General features: G+C 35.3%; 23 protein-coding genes and 1 tRNA gene. 12 read left to right on the forward strand and 12 right to left on the reverse strand.

Annotation, left to right across the window (positions count from 1 at the left end):
- Window positions 1-57: 57 nt before the first annotated feature.
- The 7 genes from N2Z58_05870 to N2Z58_05900 are packed head-to-tail and all read right to left on the reverse strand — an operon-like array spanning window position 58 to window position 7,114.
- Window positions 58-1,659 (reverse strand): radical SAM protein, encoded by a 1,602-nt coding sequence (locus N2Z58_05870; GenBank protein ID MCX7654184.1) that lies wholly within the window; start codon window positions 1,657-1,659, stop codon window positions 58-60.
- Window positions 1,640-2,374: a hypothetical protein gene (locus N2Z58_05875; protein MCX7654185.1), complete on the reverse strand. Its 735-nt coding sequence runs from the start codon at window positions 2,372-2,374 to the stop codon at window positions 1,640-1,642. The genes N2Z58_05870 and N2Z58_05875 overlap by 20 nt, the downstream gene beginning before the upstream one ends.
- 55 nt (window positions 2,375-2,429) lie before the next feature.
- Complete coding sequence (locus N2Z58_05880; protein MCX7654186.1) at window positions 2,430-2,864, reverse strand: hypothetical protein; 435 nt, start codon at window positions 2,862-2,864, stop codon at window positions 2,430-2,432.
- On the reverse strand, window positions 2,857-3,480 hold the full coding sequence (locus N2Z58_05885) for an RNA polymerase sigma factor (protein ID MCX7654187.1): 624 nt from the start codon (window positions 3,478-3,480) through the stop codon (window positions 2,857-2,859). The genes N2Z58_05880 and N2Z58_05885 overlap by 8 nt, the downstream gene beginning before the upstream one ends.
- Window positions 3,467-4,273 carry a DUF72 domain-containing protein gene (locus tag N2Z58_05890; protein ID MCX7654188.1) on the reverse strand — a complete coding sequence of 269 codons (807 nt, stop codon included), beginning with the start codon at window positions 4,271-4,273 and terminating at the stop codon, window positions 3,467-3,469. Before N2Z58_05890 ends, N2Z58_05885 begins: the two co-directional genes overlap by 14 nt.
- Entirely contained in the window at window positions 4,258-6,216 is a 1,959-nt protein-coding gene (locus N2Z58_05895; protein MCX7654189.1) for an ATP-dependent helicase, read from the reverse strand. Before N2Z58_05895 ends, N2Z58_05890 begins: the two co-directional genes overlap by 16 nt.
- A 52-nt stretch (window positions 6,217-6,268) precedes the next feature.
- The gene (locus N2Z58_05900; GenBank protein MCX7654190.1) at window positions 6,269-7,114 is read right to left on the reverse strand and encodes a PHP domain-containing protein; all 846 of its coding nucleotides are present in this window, start codon (window positions 7,112-7,114) and stop codon (window positions 6,269-6,271) included.
- A 200-nt stretch (window positions 7,115-7,314) separates the two neighbouring features.
- Here N2Z58_05900 and N2Z58_05905 point away from each other — a divergent pair, with 200 nt between their 5' ends.
- The 10 genes from N2Z58_05905 to N2Z58_05950 all read left to right on the forward strand — a co-directional run bounded on the left by N2Z58_05905 (window position 7,315) and on the right by N2Z58_05950 (window position 16,918).
- Entirely contained in the window at window positions 7,315-7,872 is a 558-nt protein-coding gene (locus N2Z58_05905) for an HD domain-containing protein (protein MCX7654191.1), read from the forward strand.
- Window positions 7,873-7,889: 17 nt separating this feature from the next.
- A complete protein-coding gene (locus N2Z58_05910) occupies window positions 7,890-8,288 on the forward strand; it encodes a hypothetical protein (protein MCX7654192.1) in 399 nt (132 codons plus the stop codon).
- 5 nt (window positions 8,289-8,293) lie between these two features.
- Window positions 8,294-10,222 (forward strand): threonine--tRNA ligase, encoded by a 1,929-nt coding sequence (gene thrS / locus N2Z58_05915; protein ID MCX7654193.1) that lies wholly within the window; start codon window positions 8,294-8,296, stop codon window positions 10,220-10,222.
- 52 nt (window positions 10,223-10,274) lie between these two features.
- Window positions 10,275-11,084: an HD domain-containing protein gene (locus tag N2Z58_05920; GenBank protein ID MCX7654194.1), complete on the forward strand. Its 810-nt coding sequence runs from the start codon at window positions 10,275-10,277 to the stop codon at window positions 11,082-11,084.
- A gap of 44 nt (window positions 11,085-11,128) precedes the next feature.
- On the forward strand, window positions 11,129-11,593 hold the full coding sequence (locus N2Z58_05925) for an NfeD family protein (protein MCX7654195.1): 465 nt from the start codon (window positions 11,129-11,131) through the stop codon (window positions 11,591-11,593).
- A 36-nt stretch (window positions 11,594-11,629) separates the two neighbouring features.
- Window positions 11,630-12,553 carry an SPFH/Band 7/PHB domain protein gene (locus N2Z58_05930; GenBank protein MCX7654196.1) on the forward strand — a complete coding sequence of 308 codons (924 nt, stop codon included), beginning with the start codon at window positions 11,630-11,632 and terminating at the stop codon, window positions 12,551-12,553.
- Window positions 12,553-13,044 carry a hypothetical protein gene (locus N2Z58_05935; GenBank protein ID MCX7654197.1) on the forward strand — a complete coding sequence of 164 codons (492 nt, stop codon included), beginning with the start codon at window positions 12,553-12,555 and terminating at the stop codon, window positions 13,042-13,044. The genes N2Z58_05930 and N2Z58_05935 overlap by 1 nt, the downstream gene beginning before the upstream one ends.
- A gap of 29 nt (window positions 13,045-13,073) precedes the next feature.
- Window positions 13,074-14,273 (forward strand): aminopeptidase, encoded by a 1,200-nt coding sequence (locus N2Z58_05940; GenBank protein MCX7654198.1) that lies wholly within the window; start codon window positions 13,074-13,076, stop codon window positions 14,271-14,273.
- Between the two features lie 75 nt (window positions 14,274-14,348).
- On the forward strand, window positions 14,349-15,575 hold the full coding sequence (locus tag N2Z58_05945) for a 2,3-bisphosphoglycerate-independent phosphoglycerate mutase (GenBank protein ID MCX7654199.1): 1,227 nt from the start codon (window positions 14,349-14,351) through the stop codon (window positions 15,573-15,575).
- Window positions 15,576-15,661: 86 nt separating this feature from the next.
- Window positions 15,662-16,918: a ComEC/Rec2 family competence protein gene (locus tag N2Z58_05950; GenBank protein ID MCX7654200.1), complete on the forward strand. Its 1,257-nt coding sequence runs from the start codon at window positions 15,662-15,664 to the stop codon at window positions 16,916-16,918.
- A 32-nt stretch (window positions 16,919-16,950) separates the two neighbouring features.
- Here the strand turns inward: N2Z58_05950 and N2Z58_05955 are convergent, their stop codons facing one another.
- The 5 genes from N2Z58_05955 to N2Z58_05975 form a co-directional block, all read right to left on the reverse strand.
- Entirely contained in the window at window positions 16,951-17,412 is a 462-nt protein-coding gene (locus N2Z58_05955) for a transcriptional repressor (protein MCX7654201.1), read from the reverse strand.
- Between the two features lie 33 nt (window positions 17,413-17,445).
- Window positions 17,446-18,480, reverse strand: a complete 1,035-nt coding sequence (gene nusA, locus N2Z58_05960; protein ID MCX7654202.1) for a transcription termination factor NusA — start codon at window positions 18,478-18,480, stop codon at window positions 17,446-17,448.
- A gap of 24 nt (window positions 18,481-18,504) precedes the next feature.
- On the reverse strand, window positions 18,505-18,957 hold the full coding sequence (locus N2Z58_05965) for a ribosome maturation factor RimP (protein ID MCX7654203.1): 453 nt from the start codon (window positions 18,955-18,957) through the stop codon (window positions 18,505-18,507).
- A 72-nt stretch (window positions 18,958-19,029) separates the two neighbouring features.
- A tRNA-Ser gene (locus tag N2Z58_05970) sits at window positions 19,030-19,120 on the reverse strand.
- Between the two features lie 62 nt (window positions 19,121-19,182).
- Window positions 19,183-20,379: a glycosyltransferase gene (locus N2Z58_05975; GenBank protein ID MCX7654204.1), complete on the reverse strand. Its 1,197-nt coding sequence runs from the start codon at window positions 20,377-20,379 to the stop codon at window positions 19,183-19,185.
- Window positions 20,380-20,463: 84 nt separating this feature from the next.
- On the opposite strand from N2Z58_05975, the gene N2Z58_05980 reads away from it, so the two are divergent.
- Together N2Z58_05980 and N2Z58_05985 are read left to right on the forward strand one after the other, a co-directional pair.
- Window positions 20,464-21,633, forward strand: coding sequence for a glycosyltransferase family 4 protein (locus tag N2Z58_05980; GenBank protein ID MCX7654205.1), 1,170 nt, complete (start codon window positions 20,464-20,466; stop codon window positions 21,631-21,633).
- Complete coding sequence (locus N2Z58_05985; protein MCX7654206.1) at window positions 21,630-22,745, forward strand: glycosyltransferase; 1,116 nt, start codon at window positions 21,630-21,632, stop codon at window positions 22,743-22,745. Before N2Z58_05980 ends, N2Z58_05985 begins: the two co-directional genes overlap by 4 nt.
- The last annotated feature ends 15 nt before the right edge of the window (window positions 22,746-22,760 follow it).

A 22,760-nucleotide genomic window follows, 5' to 3' on the forward strand; every position in this document is an offset into this window, starting at 1 on the left:
CTCCCCCCTGCGAATTTTTTTATTCATACTCTATTATACCAGAACACCTCTAATTCATTATACTGAAAAATATCTTCTTATGAATTCGTGGGTTTTAATATCAAGTGTTGAGAAATCCTTATTCTTAATACGCTCAGCATTTTTCCTACCTACCCCGGGTATGTTTTCGAGTTCTTGTATAGTTAAATTATTTACATTTGTTAATCTAATTCCCGTTAAAGAACGTTGCCCATGCCCTACTATAACAACATCAATAGGTCTCTCATGAACGCCGGGTATACCGATGAGTATAGGATATGTTCCAAGAGGTCTCCCAAATGTGACGTTTCCCTCTTTAAATTCAGGTATAACGTAACGTATTATACTACCGGTAGGAAAAACTTTTTTCAACATTGGATTATCAACATTTGTGCGTATGAGATATTTGTAATGCTCGAACAACTTTTTGTTGGGTTTTATTGTTTTCCGCTGAGATAAATAATAAAGCGGTGTTTCCGGAAAGATCATAATCTGTCTGAGGTTTATCCTTCTAAGTAATAAATCGCTGTCCAAATATTCCTTCAGTTTTTCATAATTTATTCGATAGGTTTGCTTGGATTCACCAAATAAACCAAATATAAGATTTATTCCTGGGAGTAACTTTGGGATACCATCGTTATCTCTAAATCCGCCTATAGTGTTAACAATTTCTACAGCTTTATCTATATCTTCAACACTTCCTTCAATATTGTTCTTTTTTCTGACAATTGGGTCGAAAGATTCGACACCAAATGAAAGTATATCTCCCGATGTGTTGTATTTTGCTATAACTTCAATTATTTTTGATGATTGTGGTAAGTTTTTTGAAATATAAGTTGGATTGGCATTGTCGGTATGCAAAACACGAATGTCTTTGCATCTATCTCTTATACCAGAATACAGCTCATGCACTATTGTTGGGTTTATGGAACCGTTGTTAAAATCACTTCCATAAGCTACTATGTTTGCACTTCTGCCAAGTCTAAATGATTTTACACCATTTTTGTATAGTTTCTCTATCTCATCTAAAATATCGTTTACAGGCCTTGAAAAAAATTTTGGATAAAGTATTGGTTCGGTGCAGAATGTACAATACGTACGTCGCTCACAACCAAGCGAAATTTCTATCTCACATATTATGTCAGGATATCTTGGATGTAATCTCACAATCTCTGCACCTGATAGAGATGCTTTTTTGACTGCATCTGTATATTTAAGTTCTAATTCTTGTGAGATCCACTCGGTAAAATTTACAACTATCTCATCCACGTCAAACTCTTTTGCAGTGTACTTTGCCCTACTTGCGCCTTTTCCTGCGTAAGCTCTGCCAATGGCACCGATAAGTATGCGGTAAGCTTTTTTGTTTAGAATAAGCAGTTTCTTAACCTCATCTGGTGTGATGGGAGTACCTCCAACATATCTACCAGGTACCGTAACACCACCAATTATTGTAATTATATCGTAACCAGAAAATGCGTGCCACATATCGTTGGCACGCACTTGATCTATCGTATAGTAATCCACTTCAAAGCCTTTCATTATGAACAAGCCAGCTGTATACCTTACGTAGGTACTTACGTACGGAGGTACACCAAGCACTGCTGGTTCGTCCACATAACCATCAATTATCACGCATCGCATTTTTAATCTCCTTCATTGTGGATTCCGAGGCTTTGAGAACTTTTAAGTAGTAATTTCCTACTTTAAAATCACCAGAAACTTTACTTATTTCTAATTCAAGAGGTTTACCGTCTTTATCATAACCGCTTATTCTTAATGTATCCTTTACTTCTGAAACATTCGACCACAGAAAAAGTTTGAAAACATTGAAAAATACTTCTGGAATAGGGCTTTCTTCTACAAACTTGTATTTTGAAAGTATGTTTTTCATATCAAACTGCTTTGGAAATTTATTTATGTACATAGTTGTAGTGACATCACCAACTTTTCTTGTAACTCTTACTATTTCCTTGTCGACAACAAAAATTTCTATGGAAAAGAAATCTTCGTTGAACTTGTAAACACCATCTCTTGATATGTCCAATTTTTTCTCTTTTATATATTCATAGGCAACGTCAACCAAGTCCTTTATTGGAAACGTTCTCACCAATGTGTTTTTGTCACCAATATACCATCTATCTTTTATCCTTACCCATGTGAAATTTTGAGGCATGCTGACAATAACGACCTTTACATCCGCTGTTTCGTAAACTTCCTCCGAACGCATAAAAGTTCCTGACCTGCTGGATTCATAAATCATTCTAACACAATAGCTATCTGCGAAAAGATGAACTGCAATTAAAACGAAATTTAAAGCTAAAACTTTCTTTCCAATCATTTTTTTAAATCTTTCCATGATTTTGCTCACCCGTTTTTTGATGATCTTTTTAACTTGGTAATTATAATAAATACTACCAACCATTGTCATTTGCTATTGAGACGTATCTTATAATTTTAAATACTTTATCAACTTCCTCGTTAAATGCAGCATTTTCATCACTTTCGATGTTCTTCTCACTGAAACTCAGGTCAAATGTTTTTGCTGGGATGTTTGTTTTCAAATTAAAGCTTGTTTTATTTTCATTTTGGACAAGCTGATTCTCAAAATTTTCGGAAAGCGAGAAAACTTTACCAAATTCTTTTACTATGGCTTGGTGCGGGCCTAAGAACACTGCAATGAGCAATATAAAGACTACAACACTCAATCTATAAAAAATTACCAAGCGCTTTTGCTTTCTAATGCACTTTACTATCTTTTCTTCCATCAAAGGGCCTGGTTTATAGCTAAAACTTACGGAGACAGTTTTAAGAATTTGTGAAAACCTTTTATCTTTCTCCTCATTCATCTCTCGTAACCTCCTCAAGTGCTTTTCTTATCTTTTCCTTTATGTAATGTAATCTGCTTTTGACTGTACCTTCCGGCTTTTTAAGTATGTTTCCTATTTCTTCATAGGTTAAACCGTCTATTTCTTTCATAAACAAAAGTGCTCTGTCTTCAGGATTTAGTGTATCTAAAGTTTTTCTCAGCTTTTCATATAAAATTTCATCTGCCACATTCTTCTTCACGTCTTCTTCTGTCGGAAATTGATACGTGTATTCATCGCTCTCGTTTGATTCAGTAATATCCATAATTATTCCTTTGCTTTTTAGTTTTTTATAAACATTGTTACAAACATTAACTGTTATACGATAAATCCAGGTTGATAATTTAGACTCCCCTCTGAATTTTTTGATATTTTTGTAAATTCTCAAAAATACTTCCTGAATAACATCATCTATATCATCAGTTCCGAGATAACTTTTAACAAGTGCACCTATCTTTGGTGCGTAAGTCTTGTACAGGTACCTATAAGCTTCCTCGTCGCCTTTTGATAGAGCCTTAATAAACAAACTTTCATCCTTCCAAGTATTTTGACCTTGATTCTCTTCACTACGTTCATTCCTGCTGTTAGAAAATTCCAATTTTTTCGCCCCCCACGATATCTCTAAACATCAAGGCATTCTTGAGCGCTTGTCCTCTGTAACAGTTGTTAAAAAACACATATGCATTTTGTATTTTTTCAGGAAGTACTGTTTCAATTATATCTTTTAGTTCTTTCTCAGTATAATTGTAATTGTAACGTGTTTTTTCGTCTGAAGTAAACCAATTTGGATTTCTACCGTGTAACCTGAGATAAACAGTTTCGCTCTTGGCTTTTATCAATGGAAACAATCCGATTATTTTGGGAAGATCAGGTATTACTAAATAAACATTATTGTGACATTGCGTAAGCTCAGGGCAGTTTACCCAACTTTTGTGTCTGAATTCAAGAAAAATATTTGCCGGTCCAAGAATTCGTATGATTTTTCTAACATAATTCAGACTTTCTTCGTTTTTTCTGAAGTTATATGGAAACTGTGCAAGATAACCTATCATCTTTTCCTCTTCGATTAAAATATTGCAGGCTTTCAAAAAACTTTCAATATTCTCGGCACTTCCTCCGTGAGTTATGGAATTGTGTAATTTCACAGCGAATTTGAAGCCAGCAGGTGCTCTTCTCAGTAAGTTTAATATAACTTTTTGCGTGGGTATTTGATAAAATGTAAAATTAAGTTCAACACTGTTGAAACCATAATGTTGCCAGTAGTAAGTAAACATTTCTGTTTTTCTTATGTATTCCGGGTAAACGGTTCCTACCCAATCATCAAAAGAAAAACCACTGGTACCTATATACCATTTAACGTCACTGGCTATCCAAATTATCTGACCCTCCAAAATTCAACAAGATGGGGTGGGATTTCTTCAACAAAATCTCTCTCTAAAGATTTTGTTGTGTAAAGATTGTATGAATTGTAATTGTTTCTTGAAAGTACAGAATGTGTTATGTACAATATGTCCTTTGCCCTTGTAATGGCAACGTAAAAAAGTCTTTCCTCTTCATCTAAACAATTATCTTTTGCGGCCAAGAAATGTGGAAAATCACCCGGATTGACACCTATTACAAACACAATCTTCCATTCCAGTCCTTTTGCTTGATGAACAGTCGTCAGGGTTACTTTCCCTTCTGTTTCCACCTCATTAGCACCTTTTACATCTTCGGAGATGAGTATCTCATTTAGAAAATCCTCTGTAGAATCGTAAAACCCTGCCATTTCGATAAGTCTTTCTATATCTTCCTCTCTATCTCTAAAATCAATATACTCTCTTTCGATTACATTTGCGTAAAACCCTTTGTAGAAATTTTCTATTTGTACTTGTGGAGGTCTATTAATTGAATCCATCATCACTTTTTTGAGTTCGTCGATGTTTGAACTTCTTATTTTAGTTTCTAAGAAAATATCTATCGGTGTTTTTTCAGCATGTTCTCCAATAATGTGAGCAATTATTTTTTCGGCCGTTGCATCACCCACATTTTCGAGTAACTTTAATATACGTGTCCATGAAATTGTATCATAAGGGTTTAGTATTATCTTTAGAAAAGCAATCACATCTTTAACGTGGGCTGTTTCTGTAAACCTTATCCCAGATAGTATTCTGAATGGAATGTTTCTTTTCGAGAGCTCTACTTGCAACTCAAGCGAGTGAGAATGTGCTCTGTATAAAATACCGATATCTTCGTATCCAAAGCCTTCGTTTATCAATTCGATTATTCTTTGCCCAACAAAAGATGCCTCATCGAAATGATCATAAGTATTCACTACAACAGGTTTTTGAGGGCTTGTTCGGACAGCCTTTAATTTTTTTGGAACTGAGTTTTTTGGTATCATGTGGTTTACTAATTCTACTATCTTGTCTGTGCTTCTATAGTTTGTCTGCAATTTGAAAATATTTGCATCTTTCATGATTTCTCTAACATTTTCAAACCGTGCCCCTCTAAAGGAATATATACTTTGTGCATCATCAGCAACGACAAACAAATTTCCATGAACTTCCGATAGATATTCAACAATTTTTAATTGAAGTATGTTTGTATCTTGAAATTCATCGACCAGTATCCACTTAAACTTCGATGAGATATGTTCTCTTATTTGGGGATTGTTTTCCAACATCCGTAATGTTTTGACTAACAAATCATCGTAATCTACAACATTTTGCTTTTCTTTTTCGAGTTCGTATTCTTGGAATATCTTTTCTATTACGTCTATAACTTGTATCCACCTTTTGGCTTTTCTAACAACAGTTTCGTAAGGGGTAAGCATCGTATTGTTTGAGTAAGAATAAATTGAATAAAGTTCGTTGTGTGTTGGTAATGCTTTGTTCATCTGTTTTGATGTTACGTATCTATTTCTTGATATTTTCATCAAATCTTTACTATCGCTTTCATCTAAAATAGTAAAATTAGGCTTTAAACCTATAGCACTTCCATACTTTCTCAACAATAAGTTACACACATGATGAAAGGTTCCAGCCATCATTTCTGACAAATCTCTCTTAGTTACCCGCTGTGCTCTTTCTATCATTTCGCGTGCAGCAGCCCTTGTGAACGTTACAAGCATAATTTCAGAGGGTTTGATATTATTAAGTAATAAATACGCAATTTTGTAAGTTATCACCTTTGTTTTGCCACTTCCAGGACCAGCGATGACTACGCATTTTCCATGCGATTTTATGACGGCTTCTTTTTGTTCTTCGTCAAGCTCTCGGAGGACTCCATCAATAAAGTCTTCCCTGTTTTTTTCTCTTTGTAATCTATATTCTCTGAGCTCTTGGTTATCCATGAACAATCACCTTAACCTCAGCTATTATAAAATTAGCTGACGATCCACGTTTTCAGCTTACAGCACACAGGAACTTGCTCAATAGTTTATAAGGTATATCCATTCCAAGCTTCACTGAAGGCCTGTTATCGCCATGAAAATCGCTACCAGCAGTTATCATTAAATCGTATTTTCTTGCAATTTTTAATAAATCGTTAGTTTGGGAAGGCGTGTGTGTTGAATAAAAAACTTCGATGCCATCAAGTCCGTAATCTACGAGCTTCAAGATAAGTCTTTCAATGTAGCTGAGATCATCTTCATTTGTATTTTTTGCCCTTAATATCTCAAATGGGTGTGCTAAAATAGCTATTCCACCGGCATTTTTAATCAAGTCTATTGCTTCTTTTGGTTTTAATCTTCTTTTTTCAACAAACAATAAACCACCATCTCTTAGGTATTTTTCAAATGCTTCGTCTATACTTCTGACATACCCTTTGTTTGCCATTAAACGAGCAAAGTGAGGTCGACCTATAGCCTCTCCTTTGGCTATTTGTTTTATTTCTTCTAAAGTTGCGCTGAAACCCATTTCGTTCATTTTCTGGATTATAATTTCGTTCCTTTTGTTTCTGTATTCCAAAAGCTCATTCAAAACCTTGCCAATAGCATCTATATCTTTGAAATTGTAACCAATTATATGCAGTGAGTCTGTTGGGTATTCGACACTTATCTCAACCCCACGCAAAAGTTTTATACCAAGATCATCTTCAAATATATTACCAAGTTCGTAAAAGGCACTAATAGTATCGTGATCTGTTATAGCCAATACTTCAAGACCTATCAGCTTTGCTTTTCTTACAAGTGATTCTGGAGTTAACGTACCATCCGAGCTTGTAGTGTGTGTATGTAGGTCTACTAACACTTACAATATACCTCCTCACTCTATTGTTCAGCAATCTTGTCTTACCGATATTACCAAAGTTCTAAAACTATTATACCATAACCAAGATCCATTAACTTAAATTCGCTTGTTCATAAGGTTAGCTACGTACTTTTTGCATTATTAATGATTTCATGGTAAAATATTAAAAACTAAATAATGAACGTTTAAAATTTATATGTATGGAGGTGGTAAATTTGAAACGAGAAGAAGCACTCGAGCTTTTGAAAAAACATGTCTCAAACAAAAATCTCGTAAACCATTGCCTTGCCTGCGAGGCAATTATGAGAAGACTTGCAAAACATTTTGGAGAAGACGAGGAAACATGGGGGCTTACTGGATTGTTACATGATCTCGATTATGATTACACAAAAGATAAGCCCGAAGAACACGGTTACAAGACTGTCGAAATACTTGGAGATCTGGTAACAGAGGATATCAAGAATGCTATTTTAGCACATTGCGAGAAAAAAATACCGGAAACCTTGATGGAAAAAGCGCTTTATGCAGTTGATCCAACAAGTGGTTTTATTGTAGCGGCAGCGCTCATAAGACCTGAAAAGAAACTTGAGTTTATTGATGTGGAATTTCTCAAAAATAGGTTTAAAGAAAAGGGATTTGCGAAGGGCGCAAATAGGCAACAAATGATGTCATGTGAAAATATAGGACTTTCGCTTGAGGAATTTTATTCTTTGTCACTAGAGGCTATGAAAGAAATAGCGAAAGATATAGGATTGTAATATTTGAGGTGAAATATGTGGGTTTTATTGTTTGGATAAGTGCCTTTTCATCGTTGCTTTTGGACAACGTGTTCAGAGAGTATTTCACACTTACACCTTTATATTTTCTTTTGGAATCAGTGTACAACGAAAAGTTACAATGGAAGATTGCCAGGATATTTCTTTTTTCATTGTTGTACCAAAGCTTTTCATATCAGGAGTTAAACTTTTTGTGGTTTATTATAACTTTTTCGGTAATTATGATAGAATTGTATAGAGATGCATTTTATTATTCTTGGAGTGCATCTTTGCTGCAGTCTCTTATCTTTGTTTTGCCTTATTATTTAAATGTCCCGCTTTCCTTTGTCTATGGATTTGTTGTTGATTGTTTACTCTTTGCCTACGTTTACAGAAAATTAGATCTTGGAGGTGCTTGACAATTATGAAGATCAAATTGCCGGATGGAAGCATTAAAGAATACTCTGAAGCTGTAACACCTGCTCAAATTGCTAAGGAAATTTCCGAAGGTTTGTGGAGAAACGCAGTTGGTGCAATGGTAAATGGACAGCTATGGGATTTAGAAAAGCCCGTTGATTTTGATTGTGAGTTGAAAATAATAAAAATTGATGATCCACAAGCAAAGGATATATATAGACACACAATGTCTCACATCATGGCACAAGCAGTGATGAGAATTTACGGTCAGGAAAATGTAAAGCTTGGTATAGGACCGACTATAGAGAATGGATTTTATTACGATTTCGATATCGCAAATGGAAAAATAACAGAAGAAGATCTCCCAAAGATTGAGGAAGAAATGAAGAAAATAATAAAAGAAGATATAAAAATCGAAAGATTTGAACTCACAAAAGATGACGCAATAAGACTTATGGAAGAAAAGGGACAAATTTACAAGATCGAGCTAATCAGAGAGATTCCTGATGAAAAGGTGAGTTTCTATAAACAGGGTGAATTTATTGACCTTTGTAGAGGTCCGCATTTGCCAAGTACGGGTAAGATAAAGCATTTCAAATTACTTTCCGTATCAGGTGCATATTGGCGTGGTAATGAAAAAAATCCCATGCTTCAACGTATTTATGGTACAGCATTTTCCAAAAAGGAAGAACTTGATGAATATTTAAAAATGCTTGAAGAAGCAAAGAAAAGAGACCATAGAAAACTTGGTCCACAACTTGAATTATTCTTTATAAATACAGATGTAGCAGCTGGCATGCCTATATTTCTTCCGTACGGTATGACTGTGCTTAAAGAATTAATGAATTTGTCGAGGATCCTCCACAAAAAATATGGTTACGTAGAGGTTGGTACTCCCTTGATAATGCATGAAAAACTCTGGCGACAGAGTGGTCACTGGGATCATTACAAAAATAACATGTATTTTACAGAAAAAGAAGAAGTTATCTATGCTGTTAAACCTATGAACTGTCCAGGGCACATACTGATTTACAAAAATAAACCTGTTTCTTATAAAGACTTGCCAATAAGGTTGTTCGAATTTGGTAGAGTACACAGGTATGAACGTGGTGGAGTTTTACACGGATTGTTGAGAGTTAGAACATTCACCCAAGATGATGCGCATATATTCTGTAGAGAGGATCAAATAGTTGATGAAGTTACAAATGTAGTAAGATTCATAAACGAACTATACGGGATATTTGGATTTTCTTACAGAGCAACTCTTAGCACAATGCCTGAAGATCATATGGGAGATGAGGCAACGTGGGAAAGGGCAACCGAAGGATTAAAAAATGCCTTAGAAAATATGAACGTACCTTACGAAGTAGCTGAAGGAGAAGGGGCATTTTATGGCCCGAAAATTGATTTTCATGTGAAAGATGTTATAGGAAGAGAGTGGCAATGTGCAACTATCCAAATGGATTTTCAAATGCCAGAAAGATTTGAACTAACTTACAAAACTTCAGATGGTAGTGAGAAGAGACCTGTTATGATACATAGGGCGCTCTATGGTTCGATTGAAAGATTTTTTGGTATACTTATCGAACATTATGCAGGTGCTTTCCCAACCTGGCTTGCTCCTGTACAATGCGTTGTACTACCAGTTTCCGAAAAGCATATTGACTATGCACAGCAAGTGGCAAATGTACTTAGTCAGAATGAAATACGTGTTGAAATTGACGATCGAAATGAAACTCTTGGTTACAGGATACGAGAAAACCAACTGAAAAAAGTTCCTTATATGATTATATTGGGTGATAAGGAAAAAGAAAACAACAGCATTACTCTTAGAACAAGGCAAGGAAAAGATGTACATGATGTAAATCTTGAAAACTTTGTCGAAAGAATAAAAGATGAAATTGCAAAAAGAGCGAACGAAATTTCGATAGTTTAAAATCACTAGATTATAAAAAATTATCGGTTATCTTACAAAAGGTGGTGATATCTTGTTAACTGAATCATTTATAAAATTGTTCAAAGAGGCGTTTGGTAAGGAACCTGAGTGCGGATTCGAGAAAAAAGATACTTGTATATATAAGGAAGGCGATAAGATCATAATTAAAAAAGAGGGGAAAAAAATAGCAGAATTCATCGATGAAGAAGGTGACTATGGATTGATATTACAGTATTTTGCCAAAAAGGCTGGGTTAATCAATCCACCTAACAAACAAATAGAAGAACTTTTACGTTCTCTGTTTGCGAACATAATTGTTTTAACGGAAGTTGAGGACAAAGATGGTTTTTCTCATTCGCAACGCGTAGCGAAGTTATCTGAGGAATTCGCCAGATATTTGGGTTGGAGTGAGGAAAAGGCAAACGAGATGATGCATCATGGTATATTACATGATGTTGGTAAAATAGCCATTGAACAGTTAATGCTGTATTCTCCCACGCGTTTACGAACGATCGAGACACATTATGAAGATCATCCAGTAATGGGAACAATCTATCTTTCAATTAACGAAAATTTGTGGAAATACATACCAACTGTGCGACATCATCATGAACGCTGGGATGGAAGAGGATTTCCGGATGGTTTAAAAGGTGAAGAAATTCCATTGTGTGCACGAATAATCGCTATTATAGATTACTACGATGAAGTAACCAACTTTGTATCAGCTGATTGGGATTCTGAACTAAAAACACCAAAACAGGCTTTGGAGGAAATTCGTAGAATGGAAGGGACATATTTTGATCCAGAACTTGCAGAAAAGTTTATCGAATTTATGAAGACAATACAAAAAATTGAATTGTGAAATAATTGAAACACGATAAATTAAATTACAAAGGGGGGTATGTAATGTTCACACCTGTTGCTTTTTGGATAATATTCGGGGTTATATTAATGGTAATAGAAATATTTACTCCCACATTTTTCATATTCTGGTTTGGACTTGGTAGCCTTGCTGCGGCAGTTGTGGCGTATTTTTACGAAAATACTCTCTTTGAACTTCTTACATTTGTAATAGTATCCGGCATTTTGGTTCTTTCAACCCGCAAACTTGCGAAGAAGATTTCTGGTGAAGAAATCAGGAGTATAAACGTGGATGAAATTGTTGGAAAAGAAGCTGTTGTAATAGAAAAAATAGATAACAAATTAAGTAAAGGTGTAGTCAAAGTTGGTGGAGATATGTGGCGTGCGGTCTCTTTTGATGACAAGGTAACGTTCGAACAGGGAGAATTTGTTGTAATCGAAAAAGTGGAAGGTGCCCATGTTGTTGTAAAACCGAAAATCGAAAAGCAAGTTGAGGAAACCAAAAATTGAATAGTTTCTCAAATTTAGTTAATGGGAGGGAGATTTATGTACGTAGTTTTACTTGCACTTGCCTTTTTGTTATTAATAATCGCTGCTACCGGTATTAGGATAGTAAGACCGTATGAAAGAGGTCTTATCGAGAGACTTGGTAAGTTTAAAAAAGAAGTGAGAGCTGGTTTACATTTCATTGTCCCTTTCTTTGATAAGATGATAAAAGTTGACATGAGAGAACATGTTATAGATGTTCCACCACAAGAAGTTATAACAAAAGATAACGTTGTAGTTGTAGTTGATGCAGTTATATACTACGAAGTTACAGATGCTTTTAAATCTGTCTATAATGTCAACAATTTCGAATTTGCGACAATCAAACTTGCTCAAACAAACTTGAGAAATGTGATAGGCGAACTTGAACTTGACCAGACTCTCACTTCGAGAGAGAGTATAAACGCAAAGCTGAGAACGGTACTCGATGAGGCAACGGACAAATGGGGAATAAGGATAACAAGAGTTGAAATCAAAAAGATAGATCCACCAAAAGATATTATGGAAGCCATGAGTAAACAAATGAAAGCTGAAAGAACTAAACGTGCGGCCATTCTTGAAGCAGAAGGTATTAGACAGTCAGAAATCTTAAAAGCTGAAGGTGAAAAGCAAGCAGCAATATTAAAAGCTGAGGGTGAAGCAGAAGCTATAAAGAGAGTGGCTGAAGCTAATAAATACAAACTCATTGCCGAAGCAGAAGGTCAGGCACTTGCTATTACCAATGTTTTCAAAGCTATTCACGAAGGGAATCCAACAAATGATTTAATTGCTATAAAGTATCTTGAAACACTAAGAGAAGTTGCAAATGGTCAAGCTACGAAGATATTCTTACCACTCGAAACCTCTTCTGTACTTGCTTCTGTTGGCGCAATGGCAGAACTATTTAAAGATAAGAATTCTCAGTCGGAGGAAAAGCGTAAGTAATGGCCGAGATATTTCAACATATAGTATTTGGTTCCCTGATCAGTACGCTGGTCGGGAGCCTTTTTTCTGTGCTCATTGCTTACGAAATAGTTGCAAAAAGAGCAAGGTTCACATACCAGCCTCTTTATCTGTTCAACGAAATTATGACCATTGGAGGACTAATTTTACTTTGGTTTTACATAGAAAACATTGTGTTCGTCTTCACACTCCTTGCTTTACTCTCTATAATGTACCAACTTTATAAGCTTTTCGTAAGTGTTTATTCATCTGACAAACGTTTTAGATTACTCATACTTGCACTTGGCGCAAGTCGCTTGGAGTATTCAAAGTTTGTTCTCGAGAAGAATCTTGGAAAAATGTTTGGGAATTTAATAAAGTTTTATACACTTTCCTTGATAGGTTTTCTCATATCCCTTACTCCGTATGCCTCTGACATAGGTTTTTTTTCTTTGATTGTAGGTCTTATCTTAACACTATTACAAGTAGACTAACACTTTGGAGATTGGAAAGGAGATAACTTATGGTTGATACGACACTTTTAAAAAGCTATGCGCAGGCAATCCTAAAGATAGGAGTTAATCTCCAAGATGGTCAAAAATTAATAGTTAGTGCATCGGTGGATCATAAAGACTTCGTTCGTCTTTTTGTAGAGCAAGCTTATGATCTTGGTGCAGATGAAGTGCTTGTTGTTTGGAATGATACATATGTTACAAAACAAAAATTGTTAAAAGCCCCTGAAGAGGTATTGAAAAACGTTTACAAATGGGAAGTAGATATGGCAATGAGCTTTCTTGATCAAGGTGCAGCTTCGATTTCTCTTGTAGGTTCTTACGCAGATTTACTTTCCGAGGTTCCATCAAATAGGCTTGGAATGAATGTGAAGGCTCGTCAAATTGCCTTCAAAGATGTTATGGAACGCACAATGATGAACAAGAATAGATGGTGTGTGGCTGGTGTACCAAACCCAGAATGGGCACAAAAAATTTACGGGACCTGTGACGTTGAACAGCTTTGGAAAGATATACTTTACATGGCAAGAATAGATGAAAATGGATATGAAAAGTTAGTTGAGCATCTTGAAAATTTGAAGAAGAGAAAAGATTACTTGAATCAAATGCATTTTGATGCTTTAAGATACGAAAGTTCAAAGACCAACGTTTTAGTAGAATTGGCTCCAAAGCATATTTGGCTTAGTGGAATAGAACATGATGCCAACGGTATTCCATTTTTGCCAAATATCCCAACTGAGGAAGTCTTCACTGCACCATTTAAATATGGGACCAACGGTGTCGTTTACAGCAGTATGCCTCTTGTTTACCAAGGAAACGTAATAGATGAATTTTGGTTAGAATTTAAAAATGGAAAAGTTATAAACTTTGATGCCAAAAGAGGAAAGGACGTACTTAAAGAATTAATCGAGACCGACGAAGGTGCAAGCTATCTTGGAGAAGTTGCACTTGTTGATATCAACTCGCCTATCTATAAGCTGAAGAAAATATTCTATAACACACTATACGATGAAAATGCCGCCTCACACTTTGCACTTGGAAGAGCTTATCCAACATGTGTTGAAGATTTCGATGGAGACACTGAAAAATCTGGAATAAACATGAGTTTGACCCATGTTGATTTTATGATTGGAAACAGCGAAATGAATGTCTACGGAGTTAAAGATGGAAAAGAAACACTTTTAATAGAAAATGGCGTGTGGAAAATATGAAACTTTATGGTATAATTAATTGGTGAAAAACTTCACTTGATGATAAGATTGTAATTAATTGGCTAAATTAATTAAATGGAGGGATGGACTGTGAGCGTTGATAAACAAGAATTTGTACGTGAGTTAATTGCGCCAAACAACAGTAAGATTGTTTTACTTGTTATGGATGGTATAGGTGATCTTCCTAATGAAGAAGGGGTTACCCCACTTATGAAAGCAAATACCCCTAACCTTGACAAAGTAGCAATGCTTAGTGATCTTGGTCAAACTGTACCTGTCTTACCTGGTATAACTCCTGGTAGTGGGCCTGGACATCTTGGTTTATTTGGTTATGATCCTATAAAATATCAAATAGGCCGTGGAATTCTTGAAGCACTTGGTGAAGATATAGAGGTTGGTGAGCTTGATGTTGTTGCAAGAGGTAATTTTGCAACGATTAGTGGTGAGATTGTAGTGGACAGAAGGGCTGGAAGACCTACAACGGAAGAGAGTGCAAAGGTAGTTGAAATTTTGAATAACAACATAAAGGAAATTGAAGATGTTAGAATAACATTTTACCCAGGGAAAGAACATAGGTTTGTTTTGAAACTCACAGCAGAAGGCTTGTCCGATAAAATTGAGGACGCAGACCCACAGAAAGAGGGTAAACCAATAAAATACACAACAGCCCTTGAACCGGAAGCAGAAAAGACTGCCAGAGTAATTAACAAATTGCTTGACAGAATAAAAGAGGTTCTTGTAGATCAACCGAAGATGAATTTTGCACTTGTAAGGGGTTTTTCAAAGTATCCGCAACTTCCACAATTCCCTGAGGTTTATAAATTAAAAGCAGGTGCAATTGCGGTTTATCCAATGTATAAGGGTCTTGCAAAGTTAGTTGGAATGACAATAATACCAACTGGTCAAACAATAGAAGACGAGATAGAAACTCTGAAAAAGGAATGGAACAATTATGATTTCTTCTTTGTACACATAAAGAAAACAGATTCGTACGGTGAAGATGGTAAATTTGACGAAAAGGTACACGTAATTGAAAACGTTGATAAAGTCATTCCTGAAATACTTTCACTTAATCCCGATGTGCTTGTTGTGACCGGTGATCATTCAACACCTTGTGCAATGAAATCTCACTCATTCCATCCAATACCGATCATGTTCTGTGCCAAGCACACAAGGAAAGGGCTTTCAAAGGCATTCAACGAATTTGAATGTGCAAGAGGGACACTTGGCACTATACACGCAACAGATGTTATGAATCTTATCTTAGCTTACTCTGGAAGGTTAGAAAAGTTCGGAGCATAAAATCGCAATGCATGGTTTTATTTTTGTAAACTTGCAATTATCCATACTTTATAGATGATGCGGATAGTACGGGGGTGTACTCAAGGGTGGGTTTTAAAAATTACCTTTCGTTTTTTTACTTTGGAAGTGCTGTACTAGGTGCGATAGTGGGAACTTACGTAAAGTTCCCACTTTTATTTATCTTCTTGCCTATTTTTGTGCTTGTACTTACCAAAAAGCCACGCTTGTCACTTTTCATCGCGCTTTTCATAATTTCAAACTTGTCAATAGTAAGTGAAGTAAAAATGAAAAATGTTCAGTTTGTTGGCACGATTAAAAATGTGCAGGCCGATTCTTCTATAGCTTCTTTAAGATTTTACGATGGTATAAGATGGAGACGTTTGTGGTTTGACGTAAAACTTTACAAAAAAGAGAAGGTTGGTACGATAGTTTACTTCATCGGAGAGCTTATAAAAACAAACTCATATCCAAAATACTATGCAAAAACTACGTTTTATGCAACAGCTACTAATTACACCCCGACATCTTTAATTTATGAATCATTTGAATCATTTAGAAGCTTCATAGCCAAAGTTGATCCATTCTATCAAAATCTATTTGGCAACCAGACAAGAGATGAAAATTTCGTAAAGAGCGGTTTGTACCATATATTTTGCGTTTCTGGAATGCATGTGAGTTTGCTTTATTTGTTCAGCTACTATTTAGCTTCTCTTATCACCTATCAAAAAATCATCAAGATAATACTTTCCTTAATTTTCCCAACGATCTTTGTAATAGGCTCTGGAATGAATTTGCCGTCACAAAGAGCTCTTTGGATGTTAATGCTTTCGTCGATATTTAATATATTTGATTACAAAGTGAGACCGATAAACACGGTCTCACTTGTGGGACTCTTTCTTGTCCTGGTTAATCCAGAAATTGTACTTTCTTTATCCTTTTATATGACATTTTTCTCAACAATAGGTGTACTATCTGCCACAAATAATTTCTTTGCCAACATAGGGGGTTTCCTCGGTAGCGCGCCGTACGTATCTCTGATTTCTTCTACAAATGTATTTTCAATAATAGCAACAATTCTTGTTTCAGTACCAGTTCAAATAATCATGTTTTGTTTATCTATTGCTTATGTACTTTACGTTATGAAACTGCACATTTTAAGCATGTTTTTGCTTTACTCGATTCTACCGTTTGCACAGTTTGTAAAATTAATAGCCAACACATTTTCGAAATTTCCACTCATACCACAACATATTATAGTCTCAATTGCCTTTTCAATAACGTTTATAATCTACTTGGCAATTATGCAAGAATATCAAAGTAAAAAGCTAATGCACAATTCTTAAACATGAAGTAGAATTTTTCTTAACTTACTAATTTAGTTCCCAAGTTTTTTACTTTTTTTCTTAGAACATTTAGGGCATGTACCTCTGAATTTCAAATCAAATTCTTCAACAACATAACCAGATTCTACTAATAAATTAACGTATTCCTTCATAACATTTTCAGGTGAAAGTTCACCTTTCAACTCGTATATCTTTCCACAAGAGTTGCAGATAAAATGAGAGTGTTTACTTTCTTTGTCGACCAATTCATAGCGATAAACTCCTTCATCAAACTGGAGTCTTCTCAAAAATCCAAGTTCAACAAGCAAGTCTATGGTCCTGTAAACAGTCGCTTTGCTCACATTAGTTCTCTTACTTATTAAATACCTGTAAACCTCTTCCGCGCCAAGGTGTTCACTGTTTGTTTCAATAAAAACCTTTAGTACCTGCTCTCGTTGAGGAGTCATTCTCCACTTTCTATTTTTTAGTTCTTTTTTTAAACTATCCACGTGCATTTTACCTCTCCCCTAATTTATAATTTGTTCATGCTAAACGTTCATAACAGGTTTAATATCAATCTTCCAACCTGTCAGTTTTGCAGCGAGTCTGGCATTTTGACCTGATTTTCCTATTGCGAGCGAGAGTTGATTTGGAGAAACGAGTACCCTTGATGCCTTTGACTCGTAATCCAATATCTCCACATCTATCACTGTTGCAGGAAGGAGTGCATAGGCAATTAACTCTTTCGGGTCGTTTGACCATTTAATTACGTCTATTTTTTCGACCTTTAACTCGCGCAGAATTGGTAATATTCTCGAGCCCTCAGGTCCAATGCATGAACCAACTGGATCAACCTTTGGATCACGAGACGAAACTGCTACCTTTGTTCTGATACCAGGTTCTCTAACAACTTTAACAATCTCAATAAGCCCGTTCTCTATTTCTGGTACCTCCAATTTCAGTAAACCAATGATAAACTCAGGATCTGTTCTTGAAACGATTATCTTTGGACCCTTTTTGTCCTTTTTGACTTCTCGTACATACACCTTTATCAGGTCTGATTGTTCGAATTCTTCGCCAGGAATCCATTCCTTTTTGGGAAGATGTGTCTCAAGCTTACCGATTCTAATATCAAGCCATTCTGGTGTAACTTTCAATACCTCAGCAGTTACAACTCTTCCAACAAGATCTGAATATCTCTCGTACTGCTTTTCTTTTTCTATTTCTCTTATCTTTTGGATTAAGACTTGTTTCGCCACTTGAACAGCAAATCTACCTAATTTCTTTATATTCATTTTTCTTTTTACAATATCGCCTATCACAGCATCTGGTTTTATCTTCAAAGCTTCATCGAGTGATATTTGCAAGTTTTCATTTTCTACCTTATCTACGACCTCAAGAAGTTGATATGCTTCTATTTCTCCAGAAAGTTTGTTTATAACTATTTCCACATTTCTCTCACCTGTCTTGTTTTTGTAAGCGCTCATCAAAGCCTTTTCTAAAATTTGTATAGATTCATCAATCGAAATACCCTTTTCTCTTTCTAATTCCCTAAGTGCTTCAAGTAACATGGGACTGTTCATATATAAATTTCCCTCCCTGCAGAATTAAAATTCAATTTCCAAATTTGCAGTCTTTATATCAGAAAAGTTTATAGCCACCAACTGTTCATCAACTTCCAATATAATCTCACCTGTTTTAGTATCCACATCCTTTATGTAACCTTTGTATGTTTTCTTTGCTTTAACCTTTGCAAGTTTTCCTTTGAATCGTTCAAAATCTTTTATACTTCTAAGAGGTCTATCCAAGCCAGGTGAAGAAACTTCAAGATAGTATCTTCCAGGTATTATGTCTTGTGAGTCAAGTTCCTTTTCAATACTGTACGAGACAAGTTCACAATCTTTTGTGCTCACATAATCGTTTGGTTTGTCTATAAATATGGTTAATATCCATTTGCCACTTTGCGATTTATACTTTACATCAAACAATTCAAGTCCCAGCGAAGAAACTATCGGTTTAGCAATCGCAGTAACTTTTTCAACTATTTCCTTTGGATTCAAACTCATAAATATCTCTCCTTATTTTAATAATCGAAAAACCGGGACGTATGTCCCGGCTATGAATAATTTTTCTGGCGGAGAGGGTGGGATTTGAACCCACGGGTGGTTTGTGGCCACCGCACGCTCTCCAGGCGTGTGCCTTAGACCACTCGGCCACCTCTCCACAACGCCTGAGAAGCAAACTAACTAAACCGCTATGGATTATACCATAGCTACAAGAAAAATTCAAGTATCTTGAGTTACATCTCGATATATTTGTATTTCTTTCCTGATTAAGTTTTCCCAATTATAGAACTTTGCTCTATTAACAAACAAATTACTATCATATTCATGAAGCAAGACTTCTACAACTTTTTCGGCAAAGCGCTTTTCGAAATTTTTGCCATCGATTACTACAAATTCATCAAATCCTATTGCTTCTGGAATACCGCCGTTACTGCTACCTATAACACAAGTTCCGCACGCTTGAGCTTCAAGACATACTGTACCAAATCCTTCATTTCTGCTTGGAAGTATCATCACATCCATTGCGCTCATATATTTTGCAACTTCCGTTTGAGGTATTCTACCGGTAAATAAAACATTTAAACCAAGTTTAGAAATTTTCTTTTGAACAAGCTTTCGAAGTTCACCATCTCCGACAATTATGAATTTTGTCTCTGGTATTTTTGTCGCAATCTGGTAAAATATTTCAGGGAGCTTGTCAGCACGTTTGACATATTTCAATCCGCCCACGTAACCGACGTATTTAGTTTTTGGAATAAATATATTTAATTCTTGCCTCACTTCATCTTTGTTTCTTGGAAAAAAAATGTCTGAGTCAAAGCCGTTAGGAATAATGACCGAATTTTTACCTGAATATCCGTAAGACTTTGCTGTTTCAAGGAGACGGTTGCTCACGAAAATAACTTTTGAGGCTTCTTCAAGAACAGAAATGTATAGTTTTTTCACTTTTTCACGTTTCATTTGGTAATTCACTTCACTGCCGTGAAGTGTAATTAGGTAGGGAACATTCAATTTTTTTGATAACTCGCGCGCCACGAGACCAGCCGGAATAGGCAAAGACATACCATGCGCATGGATTAAATTGTGTGTTTCAAAAAGTAAAAGATCAGCTATTTTCTTACACTGATTTACCATTAAATCGATATTATTCAATCTATGAAAGATAACAGATATGATTCCTCTTTTAACGGTTATATATTCATATTTTAAATTGTCAAAATATTCTAATGGTTCCAACAAAGGAATTTTTAAAAGCTCTTTTGTAAATCTTAACAGTTTTGTTTCTTTGTAAGATATTCCTAGAACTTTGAATTCTAAGTTAAAATTCTTATATTGTTCGATTCTTTTCGAAACAAAGATACCTCTTACAGGATTGTTTTTATAAGGAAAAAAGTTTGTAAGTATCAAGATTTTCACGAGATCACCTCTGCGACTGTCTAAGAAATCAGTCTATTGTTTTTATAAATTTTATTATATCATCAACTTTGGAGGAATTCAAACATGAGAGTAGCAATGGTGTCTTCGGACAATTCTAAAATTGTACGTCGTGGAGGTAAGCACATACATCAAGATTTGTTGGAGAGAGGTTTAAGGCACATTGGCGTGAGTGTTGAAACTTTCTATCCAGAAGTTATACTATCGAAATTTGATTTTTTCAAGAAGTTACTGAAAACCGATCCTTTATCAATTTTTTCCAAGAAAAAAAGGGTAATAGCTAATACAAACAGGTTGCTAAGATTTTTTTCAAATTTACAGCTTTCCATGTTTGATTTGGTGCACTGCCATGATGTGATAGCAGTGCAAGGTGTTAACCATGAAAATATCATTCTCACTTTGCATGGATATCTTGCAAAAGAGGCTGTAAATTACATGGGGGATAAGTATTCTCAAAAGGTAAAAAAAGAGGTACACGATTTCTTGGCTGATGTAGAAAAAAGTGCAATGCGAAAGGCAAAACACATAATTGTTGTTGATAGCCGTATAAAGTCTTACGTAATTGATGAGTTAAATTATTCAGCTGAAAACGTGACCGTCTTGTACAACGCTATAGACACAGACCTGTTTACACCTGTAGATGAGCAAGAAAAGATAAAACTTCGACAAAAATTGAAAATTCCAGTAGATGCGTTTATTGTACTTGTTCCAAGAAGATACGTTAAGAAAAATGGAGTTTTATATGCTGCGGAGGCCTTTAGCAAAATTAAAAGTCATGATTTCTTCTTCGTCTTTGCTGGAGGGGGACATCTAAAAAAAGAACTTGAGAAGCTGCTTGAAAATAATAAAAATAAACTAATATTAGATAGTATACCTAATGAAACTATACATGAATATTACAAGGCAAGCGATGTAGTATTGATACCGAGTGTATCTTCTGACGGTGTTGAAGAGGCGACGTCTTTGAGTATGCTTGAAGGTATGGCTTGTGGAAAGGTAACAATTTGTAGTAGCATAGGTGGAATGAAAGAAGTTGTAAAACACTCTGAAAATGGTCTTTTGATTGAGCAGGCAAGTCCTAAGTCAATAATTGAGTCAATAATATTTGTTAAAGAAAATTATGCTAGTTTGGAAACTCTTCGAAGAAATGCAAGAAATTACGTTGTAAAAAACCATTCTTACATTGAGCATGCAAAGAAAGTTTATGAGATATATCAAAGGGTGAATAAGAAATGAAAGTATCTGTTCTTATGCCAACGTACAACGATGAGAAATATCTTGGAGAAGCTATAGAAAGTGTATTGGTTCAAGAAGGTATCGATGTTGAGGTTGTGGTAGTTAACGATGGTTCAACTGACAACACAGATGAAGTAATCAAGAGGTTTAAAAGTAGGAAAATAATATACGTTAAACAAGAAAACAAAGGGCAACTAAATGCACTGTTTACTGCTTCTAGGTACCTAACAGGAGATTTTGTTTGTCTTTTTCATTCAGATGATTTGATTGTAAACAAGAACTCGTTTGTGAAGAATGTAGATTTCATACTGTCGAATAACCTTGATGGCTGCTATGGAGATTACGTGAAAATTGACGAAACAGGGAATGAGAAGGGTTTACTGGAAGTACCAAAAAGATTAAAAACACAAGATACGTTAAAACTGCTACTTCTTAAGGGGTCGAATTTTATAGGGGACCACTTTTTTGTAACCCGATTTGCTTTTTATAAAAGCGTTTTAACAAATTATGTGATTTGGAACATGCCTTATTGGTTTTACAAAAACAAGAATCAACTAAAGATATTGAATTTAAAGTATAATCCTGAGCCTTGGTATAAATACAGGGTACATTCTGAGAACTATGTCCACAGTGAAATTGGTAAATTAGAGATTTTCAACGGTGTTGCAAGGACAATAGTAACACTTTCAAATTATTACAACGTTATTCCTCTGCCATATCAAAAAAAGCTACCTGTGCAACTTTATAAACTGCCTTTTACCAATAGATCACTTAAAGAATTTCAAGTATATGCCTTGCTCAAATCTCTATTAAAGAAATACTCAATTAAGAAACAGGATCCTTACTTTAATGCAGTTTTGAATTCTTACAGATTCAAAAGCAATGAGTTGGTAAATTTAGATCCTGAGGAGGTCAAGTCAATACCAATTCTCTTAGGAAAAGATGCCCGGTTGTTTTTTACTAAGCTAAGGGAAAAGTTTAAGTTATACGAAAATTTGATTGAGAAAGCTACTCACGGCAAATTTACAGTGTGTGTGGATAAAAGGTTTGAACGGAAGCTTAACTCAATAAGAAGGTTTTTAAACATAAACTTCGATATAAGAGCGGGCTAAGATACGGAGTGAAGC

This window comes from Fervidobacterium sp., from assembly GCA_026419195.1.
Lineage (GTDB): Bacteria > Thermotogota > Thermotogae > Thermotogales > Fervidobacteriaceae > Fervidobacterium.